The 14,364-nt window shown below is 38.2% G+C and carries 15 protein-coding genes; 13 read left to right on the forward strand and 2 right to left on the reverse strand.

The genetic code is table 11. The annotated features are described in order from the left end of the window. Positions 1–16: 16 nt before the first annotated feature. The 3 genes from AB3I27_RS00260 (at position 17) to AB3I27_RS00270 (ending at position 2,749) form a co-directional block, all read left to right on the forward strand. The gene (locus tag AB3I27_RS00260; RefSeq protein ID WP_002308872.1) at positions 17–412 is read left to right on the forward strand and encodes a rhodanese-like domain-containing protein; all 396 of its coding nucleotides are present in this window, start codon (positions 17–19) and stop codon (positions 410–412) included. A gap of 163 nt (positions 413–575) precedes the next feature. Continuing rightward, entirely contained in the window at positions 576–941 is a 366-nt protein-coding gene (locus tag AB3I27_RS00265) for a DUF488 domain-containing protein (RefSeq protein ID WP_002308873.1), read from the forward strand. Continuing rightward, complete coding sequence (locus AB3I27_RS00270; protein WP_002344360.1) at positions 938–2,749, forward strand: FAD/NAD(P)-binding domain-containing protein; 1,812 nt, start codon at positions 938–940, stop codon at positions 2,747–2,749. The genes AB3I27_RS00265 and AB3I27_RS00270 overlap by 4 nt, the downstream gene beginning before the upstream one ends. A 62-nt stretch (positions 2,750–2,811) precedes the next feature. Here the strand turns inward: AB3I27_RS00270 and AB3I27_RS00275 are convergent, their stop codons facing one another. Next, complete coding sequence (locus tag AB3I27_RS00275; protein ID WP_002288457.1) at positions 2,812–2,979, reverse strand: DUF3042 family protein; 168 nt, start codon at positions 2,977–2,979, stop codon at positions 2,812–2,814. Between the two features lie 247 nt (positions 2,980–3,226). Between AB3I27_RS00275 and galE the strand changes: the two genes are divergently transcribed. The 8 genes from galE to AB3I27_RS00315 all read left to right on the forward strand — a co-directional run bounded on the left by galE (position 3,227) and on the right by AB3I27_RS00315 (position 10,709). Next, on the forward strand, positions 3,227–4,216 hold the full coding sequence (gene galE / locus AB3I27_RS00280; protein WP_002308878.1) for a UDP-glucose 4-epimerase GalE: 990 nt from the start codon (positions 3,227–3,229) through the stop codon (positions 4,214–4,216). A gap of 11 nt (positions 4,217–4,227) precedes the next feature. After that, positions 4,228–5,712, forward strand: coding sequence for a UDP-glucose--hexose-1-phosphate uridylyltransferase (gene galT, locus AB3I27_RS00285; RefSeq protein ID WP_002308879.1), 1,485 nt, complete (start codon positions 4,228–4,230; stop codon positions 5,710–5,712). A gap of 24 nt (positions 5,713–5,736) precedes the next feature. Then, positions 5,737–6,717, forward strand: coding sequence for a LacI family DNA-binding transcriptional regulator (locus AB3I27_RS00290; protein ID WP_368022876.1), 981 nt, complete (start codon positions 5,737–5,739; stop codon positions 6,715–6,717). Positions 6,718–6,910: 193 nt separating this feature from the next. Then, positions 6,911–7,633 carry a tRNA (adenosine(37)-N6)-threonylcarbamoyltransferase complex dimerization subunit type 1 TsaB gene (tsaB, locus tag AB3I27_RS00295; protein WP_368022877.1) on the forward strand — a complete coding sequence of 241 codons (723 nt, stop codon included), beginning with the start codon at positions 6,911–6,913 and terminating at the stop codon, positions 7,631–7,633. Then, positions 7,617–8,159, forward strand: coding sequence for a ribosomal protein S18-alanine N-acetyltransferase (gene rimI / locus AB3I27_RS00300; RefSeq protein WP_002334782.1), 543 nt, complete (start codon positions 7,617–7,619; stop codon positions 8,157–8,159). Before tsaB ends, rimI (AB3I27_RS00300) begins: the two co-directional genes overlap by 17 nt. A gap of 6 nt (positions 8,160–8,165) precedes the next feature. Then, positions 8,166–8,630 carry a ribosomal protein S18-alanine N-acetyltransferase gene (rimI, locus tag AB3I27_RS00305; protein WP_002308883.1) on the forward strand — a complete coding sequence of 155 codons (465 nt, stop codon included), beginning with the start codon at positions 8,166–8,168 and terminating at the stop codon, positions 8,628–8,630. Further along, positions 8,627–9,643, forward strand: coding sequence for a tRNA (adenosine(37)-N6)-threonylcarbamoyltransferase complex transferase subunit TsaD (gene tsaD / locus AB3I27_RS00310; protein ID WP_002308884.1), 1,017 nt, complete (start codon positions 8,627–8,629; stop codon positions 9,641–9,643). Before rimI (AB3I27_RS00305) ends, tsaD begins: the two co-directional genes overlap by 4 nt. 376 nt (positions 9,644–10,019) lie before the next feature. Then, positions 10,020–10,709 carry a CpsD/CapB family tyrosine-protein kinase gene (locus AB3I27_RS00315; protein WP_002308885.1) on the forward strand — a complete coding sequence of 230 codons (690 nt, stop codon included), beginning with the start codon at positions 10,020–10,022 and terminating at the stop codon, positions 10,707–10,709. 61 nt (positions 10,710–10,770) lie between these two features. Here AB3I27_RS00315 and AB3I27_RS00320 read toward each other — a convergent pair whose 3' ends face one another. Continuing rightward, complete coding sequence (locus AB3I27_RS00320) at positions 10,771–11,472, reverse strand: Crp/Fnr family transcriptional regulator (RefSeq protein WP_002308887.1); 702 nt, start codon at positions 11,470–11,472, stop codon at positions 10,771–10,773. Between the two features lie 460 nt (positions 11,473–11,932). Here AB3I27_RS00320 and arcA point away from each other — a divergent pair, with 460 nt between their 5' ends. Then, positions 11,933–13,162: an arginine deiminase gene (gene arcA, locus AB3I27_RS00325; protein ID WP_002308888.1), complete on the forward strand. Its 1,230-nt coding sequence runs from the start codon at positions 11,933–11,935 to the stop codon at positions 13,160–13,162. A 90-nt stretch (positions 13,163–13,252) separates the two neighbouring features. Then, positions 13,253–14,272 (forward strand): ornithine carbamoyltransferase, encoded by a 1,020-nt coding sequence (argF, locus tag AB3I27_RS00330; RefSeq protein ID WP_002288437.1) that lies wholly within the window; start codon positions 13,253–13,255, stop codon positions 14,270–14,272. The last annotated feature ends 92 nt before the right edge of the window (positions 14,273–14,364 follow it).

Here is a 14,364-nt window from a genome sequence, read left to right on the forward strand (position 1 = left end):
AAAACGGAGGCATTACATGGTTTTATGGGTAATTAATATCATTTTGCTATTGATTGTGCTTGCAATCATCTTTTGGGAAGTCTATCTACGAGTAATGGCCAAGCGTTCAGCAACGACTTTGACAGAAGAAGAGTTTCGAGAAGGAATGAGAAAAGCACAAGTAATCGATGTTCGCGAAAAAGATGTGTTTGATGCAGGGCATATCTTAGGTGCAAGAAACATCCCTTACACTGTTTTGAAAGATTCACTAGGATCGATTCGAAAAGACCAACCTGTCTATATCTACGATCAAAAGAAAAGCTTGAGTATCCGTACGGCAAATAAATTACGTAAAGCAGGTTATAAAGAGATTTATTTGCTTAAGGGTGGTTATGACGGCTGGTCTGGAAAAATCAAAAGCAAAAAAGTATAAAGCATATATTTTTATGACAGCTTTGGAAAAACTAGATCAATAATCAGGTATTGACTAAGAAAAAATGAACGACGCGTGGATAGTTGTGTCGTTCATTTTTTATTTTATGCTATTATCTACATATAAAATATAAAAGAAAAAAGGCAGAAAGAAGGAAACAACTATGATTAAATTAAAGCGTGTTTACCTTGATGCTGAAGAAGAGGATGGCTTTCGGATACTCGTGGATAGGCTCTGGCCGCGAGGGCTTTCAAAAGAAAAAGCACACTTGGATCTATGGTTGAAAGAAATTGCGCCTAGTAATGAGGCACGCAAAGCTTTTGACCATGTACCAGAACGTTTTGCTTCATTTGCAAAGAAATATCAGCAAGAATTGTCTTTTGAAGAAGAAAAGACGCGAGCTGTTTCCGAACTCACCCAACTTATGAAAGAACATCCAGTCATTACTTTTGTTTATGGTGCAAAAAACGAGCACCAGAACCATGCCGTTGTGTTAAAAGAATTTATCGAAAAGGAGGTGTACAAATGAAAATAGGGATCATTGGTGCCGGACCTAGAGGATTAAGTGTAGCAGAAAGGATTCTCCATAATAATCAGGGCAGATATTCTCTTGAACTTATTCTTTTTGATCCAGAAGGTCCAGGCGGTCGAGTTTGGCGATTGAATCAGCCACCAGAATTATTAATGAACTCTGTTTCTCAACAAGTGACGCTTTTTACAGACGAAACGTTGTCCAGTGGGGGAACGGTAATGCCGGGACCTAATTTGTTTCAATGGAGTAAAGGACCTGCTACAGATTATATCGAACAGACGGTAACCAAAAATAAGCAACTATTTATAGAAGAAATTAACCGTCTGGAAAAAGATCAGCAATCTACTCGTTGCCTATACGGACTTTATCAACGCTGGTTTTTCTCAAAGTTGCAAGAAGAATTTCCAGCTTCTACTCAGCTTGTCTATTCTTTAGTGAAAAAGGTCAGCAAAGAAAAAGACGGTTTCCTATTACAGACAGATCAGCAAAGCTATCCTGTTGATCAGCTCATTTTAGCGAGTGGTCATTGGGAAAATGATCAGACAGAAGAGGAAAGGGCTTGGGTAGACTATGCAAAGAAAAATGATTTACTGTATCAGCTTCCTTCTAATCCTGCAGATGTCGATCTTTCAAAGATACAGCCAAAAGAAAATGTCTTTCTAAGAGGGCTTGGTTTAAGCTTTTTTGATTATGTCGGATTGTTTACGGTATCAAGAGGAGGGCGCTTCGAAAACAAAAAGGGAAAATTGGTCTATCATCCATCCGGCAAGGAACCGATTATATACAGCGGGTCAAGAAGAGGTCTGCCTTACTATCCTCGAGGGAGAAATCAAAAGCAAGGCGGAGCAATGGCATGGCCACGGCTACTTACAAAAGAAAACCTTGAGCGATGGCATCGATCGGGACTTTTGACTGGCGAAACATTTTTTGACTATCTGAAAAAAGACTCTGAGTTGTTTTATTACAAGAAAATCATCGAAGAACATCACTTGCCGATTTCAAGGAAAACTTTTGATCATGATTTTCTTTCCCTCTCCTCAGAAGAGTGTCTTGGAAAGTATCCAGCATTACTTCCATACAAATGGTCTTGGTCGTATCTAGAAACTCCTCTTACCTATCAGGATGAGTCCTTTGCAGAAGCTAGCCGAGCATTTATTGAAGGACAGATAAAAGAAGCGGAAAAAGGCAATTGCACAGGGGCATTGACTTCGACATTTGATGCATTGAAAGACTGGCGTGATCCAATCCGGCAGGCTATTGAATGGCACGTTTTTTCTGCTAAGGAATACAAAGAAATACTGTGGGGATGGTTTACTCATCTAAACAGCTTTTTAACGATTGGACCGCCAGTTATTCGGACGAAAGAGTTAGCAGCACTGATAGATGCGGGTATTTTTCATTTGATCGAACCGCCACTTGATATTCAGCAAAAGCAAAACCACTATGTTATTTCTCTACAAGATAAAGAAATCAGCAGTCGCTATTTGATCGAAGCTCGTTTGCCACAAACAAGCTTTTCTCGTTCAAGTAATCCTGTCATAAAAAATTTGAAGGAAAATAAACTTGTTCGCCCTTTTTCGTTTTCAGATAATACAGGAAGTTATCATTCAGAAGCTATAGATGTTGAGCGAGGTACGAATCGTGTGATTGATGCTTCCGGGAAAATCCAGTCTGGCTTTTATTGCTACGGAATACCAGTTGAAGGTGTGGATTGGTTAACTGCAGCAGCAGCTAGACCTTATACAGATCCATGGAATTTGAGACAAGCAGATAAAATAGCACAACTTATATTGACTGACAAATAAAAATACGCATGAAGACTTATCTGTTCTTTCACAAGTCTTCATGCGTATTTTTTAAATAATTATTAACGAGAAACGCGTTTGCGCATTGCTTTTTTACGATTTTCTTCGATCATTGCTTCTTTTTCGTCAATCGGATCGATCACTGTTTTTTTCACAGAAGCGACCAAACCAGCAACGGCAGCGGCTGTTGCCAAGCTGCCTACTAATATTCCAGATACAAATTTTTTCATTGAATCCACCTCATTTATTATTTGTTATATCTATTATGGAACAAAAGAGAAAAAAAGGCTAGTTTTACGTTTGTTTGTAAACCTTTGCAAAAAATCCTTGAAAATGTTTACTAAATGTTTTATTATAAATTTACCAGATAAATTTACGAAATTTTACTTTCTTCTTTTCCACCATAAAAGTAGACTTCGCTTTTTTAATTATATAGAATCAACAAACACAATTTCACTAATCAAAGGAGTGTTTTTTATGACAATTTTAGTACTAGGCGGAGCCGGCTATATCGGTTCGCACGCTGTAGACCAGCTAGTTCAAAAGGGGTATCAAGTAGCTGTGGTAGATAATTTACTCACAGGTCACAAACAAGCAGTACATCCAGATGCTCATTTTTATGAAGGAGATATTCGGGATAAAGAATTTCTACGTTCCGTATTTGAAAAGGAACCGATTGAAGGAGTAATCCATTTTGCTGCAAGCTCTTTAGTAGGAGAATCTGTCGAAAAACCATTGATGTATTTTAACAACAATGTATACGGTATGCAAATCTTGCTTGAAGTCATGCACGAGTTCAACGTGAATAAAATCGTATTCTCTTCTACTGCAGCAACTTATGGAGAGCCGAAAGAGTCTCCAATCACGGAAAATACACCAACTAATCCTAAAAACCCGTATGGTGAAAGCAAATTGATGATGGAAAAAATGATGAAGTGGTGTGATCAAGCGTATGGCATGCGCTATGTCGCTTTGCGCTACTTCAATGTAGCCGGAGCAAAAGCAGATGCATCTATCGGAGAAGATCATACACCAGAAACGCATCTTGTCCCAATCATTTTACAAGTAGCTCTTGGCCAAAGAAAAGCATTGGCTGTTTATGGAGACGATTACGATACACCAGATGGAACATGTATTAGAGATTATGTTCAAGTAGAAGACTTGATTGCCGCGCATATTTTAGCTTTGGAATACTTGAAAGAAGGAAACGAAAGCAACTTCTTCAATTTAGGCAGTAACAAAGGGTATTCGGTCAAGGAAATGTTAGAAGCAGCTAGAGAAGTGACAGGGAAAGAAATCCCGGCAGAAATAGCACCAAGAAGAGCTGGAGATCCTAGTCGATTAGTCGCTTCAAGTGAAAAAGCGAGAGAGATTCTGGGCTGGAAACCTGAATACACAGATATCAAAGCAATTATCAAAACAGCTTGGGATTGGCATGTCAGCCATCCAAATGGTTATGAAGAATAGGGGAATGAGATATGTCAATCAGTCAAACGATTTGTGATTTTGCCACACTTGCGATCGAAGCTGGCGGATGGATGGAAATGGACCGCTTATATTTACAGAATCGTCTTTTAGGGATGATAGGAGAAGACGCTCTAGAAAGCGTCGAAGTAAGACCAGTTAAGGAAGAATCAGTAGACTTATTGGATCAGTTTGTCGCTAAGGCAAGAGAAAATGGTGTGCTTTCAGAATTACCAGCAGAACAAGAGATTTTTGAAGCACAATTGATGGATTTTCTTACACCGCCGCCTTCCGTTGTCAATGCATTCTTTGCGCAGCATTATTCAAAAAGCCCAGAGGAAGCAACTGATTATTTCTTTGATTTAAGTAAGAAAAATGATTACATCAAAACAAGAGCTATCGCTAAAAATATCAAATTTCCAGCAGAGTCAGCATATGGTGAATTGGAAATCACGATCAATTTATCTAAACCAGAAAAAGATCCAAAACAAATTGCGGCAGAACGTGAGGCAGCCAAAGTAGATTATCCTACATGTATGCTGTGCATGGAAAATGAAGGATATAGAGGACGCTTGAATTATCCAGCCCGTACCAATCATCGAATCATTCGAATGAATCTAGATGGTGAAAGCTGGGGATTCCAATATTCTCCTTATGCTTATTACAATGAGCATTCGATCATTTTATCAGAGCAGCACCGTCCAATGAAAATTTCAAAGGAAACATTTGTTAGACTGCTTCGGATTACTGAAGTCTTGCCTCATTACTTTGTTGGTTCAAATGCTGACTTGCCGATTGTTGGAGGATCGATTCTTTCTCATGATCATTATCAGGCAGGACGTCATGAATTTCCTATGGCAAAAGCACCAATAGAAAAACTCATCAAATTAGCAGATTATCCGCAAGTCATCGCAGGAGTTGTGAAATGGCCGATGTCTGTGATCCGTTTGCAATCAACAGATAAAGAGTTGCTGATTGAAGCAGCTAATTCAGTGTTGGAAAAGTGGAAAGAATATTCGGATGAAACTGTAGAAATCCGGGCTTTTTCAGCAGATGGTACACCACACCACACGATTACGCCAATTGCACGAAGAAGGGACAATTATTTTGAGCTGGACCTTGTCCTTCGAGACAATAATGTTTCAGATGAGCATCCTGATGGTATTTTTCATCCGCATAAAGATGTCCAACATATCAAGAAAGAGAACATTGGATTGATCGAAGTAATGGGGCTTGCTGTTTTACCACCTCGTTTGAAACCGGAACTAGCAGAAGTAGAGCGGTTCTTATTGGGAGAAGAAAACCAGATGGCTGAATATCATCGTCCATGGGCTGAACAGTTGAAAAAAGAGCATCCTGATTTGACGAAAGATGCGGTCACTGATGTTGTACAAAAAGCTGTAGGTCAGGTTTTTGCTCGTGTCTTGGAAGATGCTGGGGTGTTCAAGCGAGATGAAAAAGGACAAGCAGCGTTTGAGCGGTTTACTGCGATTTTATAAACGGAAAAAAAGGAGGAGAGACAAATGGCAACAATTAAAGACATTGCTCAGTTGGCAGGAGTTTCTCCTGCTACTGTTTCAAGAGTGCTCAACTACGATCCTGAACTTTCCGTCGGCTTAGCCACAAAGCAAAAAATTTTTGAAGCAGCGGAACGCTTGAATTATACGAAGCACCGCAAAAATGCAGCAAATGCTAAGCAAACCCTTCGTCTGATCCAATGGTACGACGATACAGAAGAACTTGAAGATCTTTATTATTTGTCTATTCGTTTAGGAATCGAAAAAAAGGCAGAAGAAGCAAACGTTACTTTGTTGAAAGAAACGTGGGATTCTATTAGTGAGCTTCCAGCGGATGGAACGATCGCATTAGGGAAATTCGATGAAGCTCAGCTGTTGGATTTGAAACAATCCCAACAAGCCTTGCTTCTGGTAGATTCTGATGGCACTTCTCAAGGAATCGATTCTATAGTTGTCGATTTTAAGTCGAGTGTTCAAAAAGTCATTGAGCACTTTGTTTCCCAGAATGCACAACATATCGCGATGCTTGCTGGAACAGAATATACAAAGAAAAACCATCAGCGACTAAGAGATCCTAGAATCATGGCATTCCAACAAGTTTTAGCAGAAAAAGGCTACGACGAAGGTTCAATTATCGAAGCAGATTTTTCTGTCGAGTCAGGCTATCAAGCGGTTAAAAAATATTTAAAAACACATGAGCAGATTCCTGATGCACTTTTTGCGGCTAATGATGCATTAGCGATTGGCGCGCTGAAAGCGATTCAAGAAACAGGTTTAGCGGTGCCAGAAGATATTTCCGTGATGGGTTTCAACGATGTCAGTGTAGCGAAATATGTGACACCCTCTCTTTCTACTGTGAAAGTTTATACGGAATGGATGGGAGAGCTAGCAGTGGAGACAATCCTTCAACTAAGTAATTCCAAAGCACCCGTTTCAAGAAAAATCATTGTTGAAACAGAGTTGATTGTTCGAGAGTCGACGAAATAAAAAAAGAAAAAGTTGTGGTAAAGTGTCGTGATACCGCAACTTTTTTTGTGTATGTAAGGAAGAAACTAGATTTGCCGGTCAGCAGATAATCATGTATCATTGTACTAGTTTTGCCTTTGATATTTTCATCATTGGAATAAAAAAGTATGCTACAATGGAAGGCGAGAATGTTATAGCAGAAAGGATCAAATATATGATTACATTAGGAATAGATACTGCAAATCAAACTTTGGCGATCGGTGTGGTGGAAGATAAACAAATTCTTGGGCAAATACAGACAAATATCAAACGCAACCACAGTGTGACGCTGATGCCTGCCATTGACCAATTGTTTGCAGATCTTCAAATGAGTCCCCAAGACATTGACCGAATCGCGGTTTCTGATGGTCCTGGTTCTTATACAGGACTTCGTATAGGTGTAACGACAGCGAAAACGATTGCTTATACACTAGATAAAGATCTAATAGGAGTATCTAGCCTGAAAGCCATCGCGGCTAATTGTGTCGGGGTGAATAAAATGATTGTGCCCATGTTTGATGCTCGAAGAAAAAATGTCTATGCTGGGGCATACCGCTGGAAAGAAAATAGATTAGAAACTGTACTTGAAGATGTACATATTGCTGCTTCTGATTTGTTTGCACAACTACAAGAGCTGAATGAAGCTATTTATTTTGTTGGGAGTGATTGTCATAAATTTATCTATGAAATAAAAGAAATGCTGCCTGATGCGATGATTAATACAGTTCCATCATGGGATATCCCAAGCGGTGTGACTGTGGCTCAATTAGGTGCGTTGGATGAACCAGTTGCAGATAAACAAGCTTTTCTCCCTCGTTATTTAAAACGAGTAGAAGCTGAAGAGAAATGGTTAGAGACGCACACGCCTGGAGACGAAAGCTATGTTGAAAAAATTTAAAGCATATGCTAGAAGCCTTTTTCAAGATAAAATGATCTATACAGAAAAAACAATCGAACAAATCGATCGTCGCTATATACTAAGAGAATTGACTATAGAAGATATCAAAGAGCTATTGGATGTCGAACGAGAAGTCTATAATGGCGAGTTGCCATGGACCAAAAGTGCCTTTATGTCAGAATTGAAGTCACCACTTCCTCATCTATATTTAGGGATCTTTGATAATGGAAGAATGATCGGATTTGTCGGCTCAAGAGCGTTCGGTTTAGATTGCCATATCACGAATATTGCTGTTCGACCGGCATATCAGCGAAAACGAATTGGTTCGCTGCTTATTGACGAAATTGAGAACTTTGCTATAATGAATCGCTGTGAGACGATGTCATTGGAAGTACGCATGAGTAATCAGGATGCGCAAAGACTTTATCGGAAATTAGGGTTTCAAGCTACGACAATCAAAAAAAGATATTACACTGAAACAAAAGAAGATGCGTTGGATATGATAAAAATTTTAGAAAATGAGTGAGATTAGTTGATTTGCAGAAAAAAAGATTTTGATGAAGCATATTTGGCAGAATGCGTATGGGCAATTAGCGAAAATGCTTATCCATATGGCTCACCTTGGACGAAGATGCAGTTTTTGACAGATATCCAACAGCCCCACACAGATTATCTTCTTTTAGTTGAAGATAACCAAATCTGTGGTTTTGTCGGGTATTCGAAAGTAATGGATGAAGTCGAAATCACAAATATCGCTGTTGCAGTTTCAGAACAAGGAAAAGGCTATGCACGGCATTTACTACATCTGCTGATTGCGGAACAAATAAAAGATTCGCTGCATGTTTTTTTAGAAGTACGTCTGTCTAATGAAGCAGCAAGAAAACTTTATGAATCAGAAAAGTTCCGTATATTAGGTAAACGGAAATCATATTATCGCAATCCGACAGAAGATGCGATCATTATGAGCAGAAAGTTAAAAACGGAGACGATGAAATGAATGAAGAATTGATTCTGGCAATTGAATCAAGTTGTGATGAAACGAGTGTAGCGGTCGTTAGAAATGGAACAGAGATCTTATCTAACATCGTTGCTTCCCAAATAAACAGTCATAAACGTTTTGGCGGAGTGGTGCCTGAAGTAGCTAGCCGCCATCATGTAGAACAAATAACCTTATGCTTGGAAGATGCACTGGTAGAAGCTGGTGTATCGGCAGAAGATTTATCGGCAGTCGCTGTCACTTATGGGCCTGGACTCGTCGGCTCTTTGTTGATTGGTATTTCTGCAGCTAAGGCTTTTGCTTGGGCACACCAATTGCCTCTGATTCCTGTGAACCATATGGCAGGTCACATTTATGCCGCACGTCTGGTCAAACCATTCCAGTTTCCATTGATGGCACTTCTTGTTAGCGGAGGACATACAGAATTAGTCTATATGCAAGAAGATGGATCATATGAAATCATTGGGGAGACAAGAGATGACGCAGCAGGAGAAGCTTATGACAAAGTTGGAAGAGTATTAGGTCTTTCTTATCCAAGTGGGAAAGAAATCGATCAGCTAGCTCATCAAGGAAAAGATAATTATCATTTTCCACGAGCGATGATCCATGAAGATAATTATGATTTCAGTTTTAGTGGATTAAAAAGTGCATTTATCAATTTGGTGCATAATGCACAACAGCGTGGAGAAGATCTAGACAAAAATGATTTAGCAGCTAGCTTTCAAGCAAGTGTGATTGATGTATTGATTACTAAAACACTTCGAGCTTGTCAAAATTATCCAGTCAAGCAACTGGTTGTAGCTGGAGGTGTAGCGGCCAATCAAGGGTTGCGTGAAGGATTGCAAGCTGCTCTGTCAGCTAAACTCCCTGAAGTAGAATTAGTGATTCCGCCTCTGAGACTTTGTGGAGATAATGCTGCAATGATTGGAGCAGCAGCACATGTGGAAATGCAAAAAAGAAATTTTGCCAGCTATCAGTTGAATGCTGATCCAAGCTTGGTTTTATCTGAATAAATAAAAGAGAGTGTAAAAAAACTGCCCTGCATCAAGTTATAAGAACAGCAAAGAAAAAAACAGCTTCACATGTTTTTGACTTGGTTGAACTTATTACCGTAGATGCAAACTTTTGAACACTATTTATTGTAATAAGGGTTGTGACAGATTTTTGTCACAACCCTATTTTTTTGCCTGTTTTTAATTAATTGTGTTATTTAAATTTATAATATAGCTTGTTTTAGAAGTGTTTCATGCCGATATCTGTAAAAAAAATAGTTATTATATAAATTGTGTTCGTTTTTTTCCTGTGCTATGATTAATTCAATAAATCATAGGATTTATTCGTATACATAGAAAGTCTAGATACAAAATGAAAAAAGAAAGTAGAGAGAATATGAAGAAAAAGAAAACATCTGCCCCTCCGGTTCCTTTAGTTGCATTAGCTGATCAATCAATTACTGCCGAGAAATATCGAACGATCCGGTCCAACATCCAGTTTGCAGCGATTGATCGTGAATTGAATACATTGGTCATCACTTCTTCTGGTCCAGATGAAGGGAAATCTATTACTGCCGCTAATCTAGCAGTAGTTTTTGCAAATAGTGGAAAACAGGTCTTACTTGTAGATGCCGATTTGAGGAAACCAACTGTAGCGTTGTCTTTTCAATTGCCGCATAATGAAGGATTGAGTAATTTACTTAGTGAGCGTGAACGGATAGCGGACGATTACATAACTGAAACACATATAGAAAATCTTTGGGTCTTGCCCAGTGGTCCAAAGCCGCCGAATCCTTCGGAAGTTTTAGGGACGAAAAGAATGGAAGAGATAATAGAGGAACTGATACTTGACTTTGATCTGGTCATTTTTGATATGCCTCCGGTAGCAACTGTAACGGATGCTCAAATCCTTGCAGCAAAAACGGATGGAACGCTACTTGTTGTCAGAGAAAGAAAGACAAAGAAACAAGAGTTGTTAAAAGCGAAAGAACTGTTGCAGATTGCAAAAGCAAATATATTAGGTGTAGTTTACAATGGAACAAAAAAAGAAAGTGATCTCACTTATTATTACCAATCATTTGAATAGACGAAACGAAAAGAAACAGTGATCCCGATAAATATCAGGATCGCTGTTTCTTTTTGTCGCGTTATTCTCTCAAAGCTGGAGTAGTAGCGGTCTTACAGAAAGTAAAATGCTTTTTGTGATAATCTAACAATCCTGAATCACGTAGTTGTTTGATTACTTGTCCAGCAGTTTCACGTGTCGTACCGCTATTCACTGCTAATTCTTTTAAGGTAATTGGATAAGGAATGGTGATATGACCGTCTTCTGTTGGTACGCCAAGTTCTTCTTTCAAAATGAATAGATTTTGTTTCACTCGATCAAAAGCACTGGAGGTTAATCCAATTTGGATACGTAACTCATGTATTTCGACTACTTTAGAAATTTTTTGAATCATATAGATCAGTTGTTCAGGATTTTTTCGTGCTAATTTTTCATAGTAGGAAACAGGAAGATAGAAAGTTTCGATATCAGTCATCGCTTGAGCTGTATAAGTGTAGGTCTCTTCTCCAAACATTCCTGACATAGGAAAAAGGTTATTGGTAGTCACGTAATCATAATAATAATAGGTGGCACTTTCATCGTAACGTTCTAAACGAACAAGTCCTTTGGTCAAGATATATAACCGTTGTCTAGAATCTCCATCATCAAAAAGGATTTGTCCTTTCTTATAGGAACGAAGAACAGTATGTTCCTTGATCTGTTGGAACTCTTCATCCGAGAAATGTTCAAAATCAGGTTGATATCTGAGTTTTGAAAAGTGAAAATCGATTTTATTAACACGCATTAAAAAGTCCTCTCCTTATTGTTCACTATATTTATTGTTACTTTTTTTAAAGAATTTGTAAAGTTTTAACACATCTGAATTAAACATAAGTTTTAATACTTTACAAATTTGATTTGTTATTATGTAAAAAATATACATTCGCATTGAATAATTTATTTTGAAGATAAGTATTTGTGTATAAAAAACAATGATAATACATATAGCAAACGTTAACAATGTTAGTATAGTTTATTTTTATGATTTATTCAAAAAATTTTTTTAGATGAATAAATATTTTTTTGGAAGTGTATACAGAATAAAAAATGAATAAATTACGCTTAAAATTAGAAAAACGTTTAATTATTTAATTATCGAATATTAATGTGAGGGATGTCTCATTTTGAATGAGACAAAATTATGAAAGTGATTACAAAAGGAGGCTATCCTATACATGTAATCAAAAAGAAGGAGGCAACACAACATGGATAAACCTATTCACGTTTTCTCTGAAATAGGGAAATTAAAGACAGTTTTACTGAAACGGCCTGGACAAGAAGTGGAAAATTTGACACCAGATATTATGGATCGTCTGTTGTTTGATGATATTCCATATCTTCCGATTGCTCAAGAAGAACATGACAACTTTGCAAAGACCTTGCAAAACGAAGGCGTTGAAACTCTTTACTTGGAAAAATTAGCAGCAGAAGCGATTGACGCAGGCAACGTCAAAGAACAATTCTTGAATAAAATGTTGGATGAATCTCATATCGCATCGAATGCAGTAAGAGATGGTCTTCATGAGTTCCTTCTATCAATGGAAACACAAGAAATGGTAGATAAAATCATGGCTGGGGTTCGTACAAAAGATATCGAAGTACGTTCTAGCAGCCTATATGATCTTTCAGCAGACGACGACTATCCATTTTACATGGACCCAATGCCAAACTTGTACTTTACACGCGATCCTTCCGCATCAATGGGAAATGGGATGACCGTCAATAAGATGACTTTTGAAGCACGTCGTCGTGAATCGATGTTTACAGAATATATTTTGAAACATCATCCAAGATTTGCCAATAAAGGGATTGAAGTATGGTTGGATCGTGAAAATCCAGATCATATCGAAGGTGGAGATGAATTAATCTTAAGCGATAAAGTAGTAGCAGTTGGGATTTCTCAACGAACAAATGCAAAAGCTTTAGAAAAATTAGCACGCCATCTATTCGCAAAAAATTCAGGATTTGAAAAAGTATTAGCAATCAAAATCCCGAACAACCGTGCAATGATGCATTTGGACACCGTATTCACAATGGTAGACCATGACAAATTCACTATCCATCCAGCAATCCAAAGTAAAGACGGTAAGATGGATGTCTTTACGATCGAACCAGATGGTGATGATATCAAGATCACTCATTCAGATAACTTACACGAAACGATGAAAGCTGCTCTTGGATTAGATGATCTTGTATTGATTCCAACTGGTAATGGGGATGAGATCGTTGCCCCTAGAGAACAATGGAATGACGGATCCAATACATTGGCAATCGCTCCAGGTGTCGTAGTCACTTACAATCGGAATTACGTATCGAACGAATTGCTTCGTAGCTATGGTATCAAAGTGTTGGAAATCAATTCAAGTGAATTGTCACGAGGTCGTGGCGGTCCACGTTGCATGAGTCAACCACTTGTCCGTGAAGACTTGAAGTAGTTTATAACCTGACGACAGTCTTACTGTCAGCTGTCGTCAGGATTTCCTCTTTAATCTTAAATAAAAACAATCTAAAGGAGAATGTTTAATATGAAAGAATCAGTATTCCAAGGAAGAAGTTTATTAGCAGAAAAAGATTTTACAAAAGAAGAGTTACAATATTTGATCGATTTTTCAGAACACTTGAAAGACTTGAAAAAGCGTGGGATCCCACATCACTATCTAGAAGGAAAAAATATCGCGCTTTTATTTGAAAAAACATCTACACGTACTCGTTCTGCATTTACCACTGCAGCAATCGATCTAGGTGCACATCCTGAATACCTAGGTGCGAATGACATCCAATTAGGTAAAAAAGAATCAACAGAAGATACAGCTAAAGTGTTAGGTCGTATGTTTGACGGAATCGAATTCCGTGGATTCAGTCAAAAAATGGTAGAGGAACTAGCAGAATTCTCTGGTGTTCCAGTTTGGAATGGATTGACTGACGAATGGCATCCAACGCAAATGATCGCTGACTTTTTAACTATCCAAGAAAACTTTGGAACTGTAGAAGGCATCACTGTTGCATACTGTGGGGATGGTCGAAACAATATGGCTAACTCTTTATTAGTAACAGGTGCAATTTTGGGAGCAAACATGCGTATCGTTGCACCAAAAGAATTACAACCTGAAGAAGAAATCGTCAAAATGGCAGAAGGTTTTGCTGAAAAATCAGGGGCACAATTGATGATTACCGACGATGTTGATAAAGGTGTAGACGGAGCAGACGTTCTTTATTCTGATGTATGGGTATCAATGGGTGAAGAAGATAAATTTGAAGAACGGATCAAATTGTTGAAACCTTACCAAATCAATATGGAAATGGTAGAAAAAACACACAATACAGATCGTTTGATCTTCTTGCACTGCTTACCAGCTTTCCATGATACAAACACTGTTTACGGTGAACAAATGAAAGAACGCTTTGGCATCACTGAAATGGAAGTAACAGACGAAGTCTTCCGCAGCAAATATGCTCGTCAATTTGACCAAGCAGAAAATCGTATGCATTCAATCAAAGCAATCATGGCGGCAACATTAGGTAACTTGTTTATCCCTCGCGTTTAAGCATAACCACATTCATCTCACGAAAAAACGAGTCAGCATTGAGGGAAAATCACAAGACGCTGGCTCGTTTTGTTATCTAGAAAATTCAGAAG

Origin of the sequence: Enterococcus sp. C46, assembly GCF_040887565.1 — a bacterium.
GTDB classification, from domain to species: Bacteria; Bacillota; Bacilli; order Lactobacillales; family Enterococcaceae; genus Enterococcus_B; species Enterococcus_B lactis.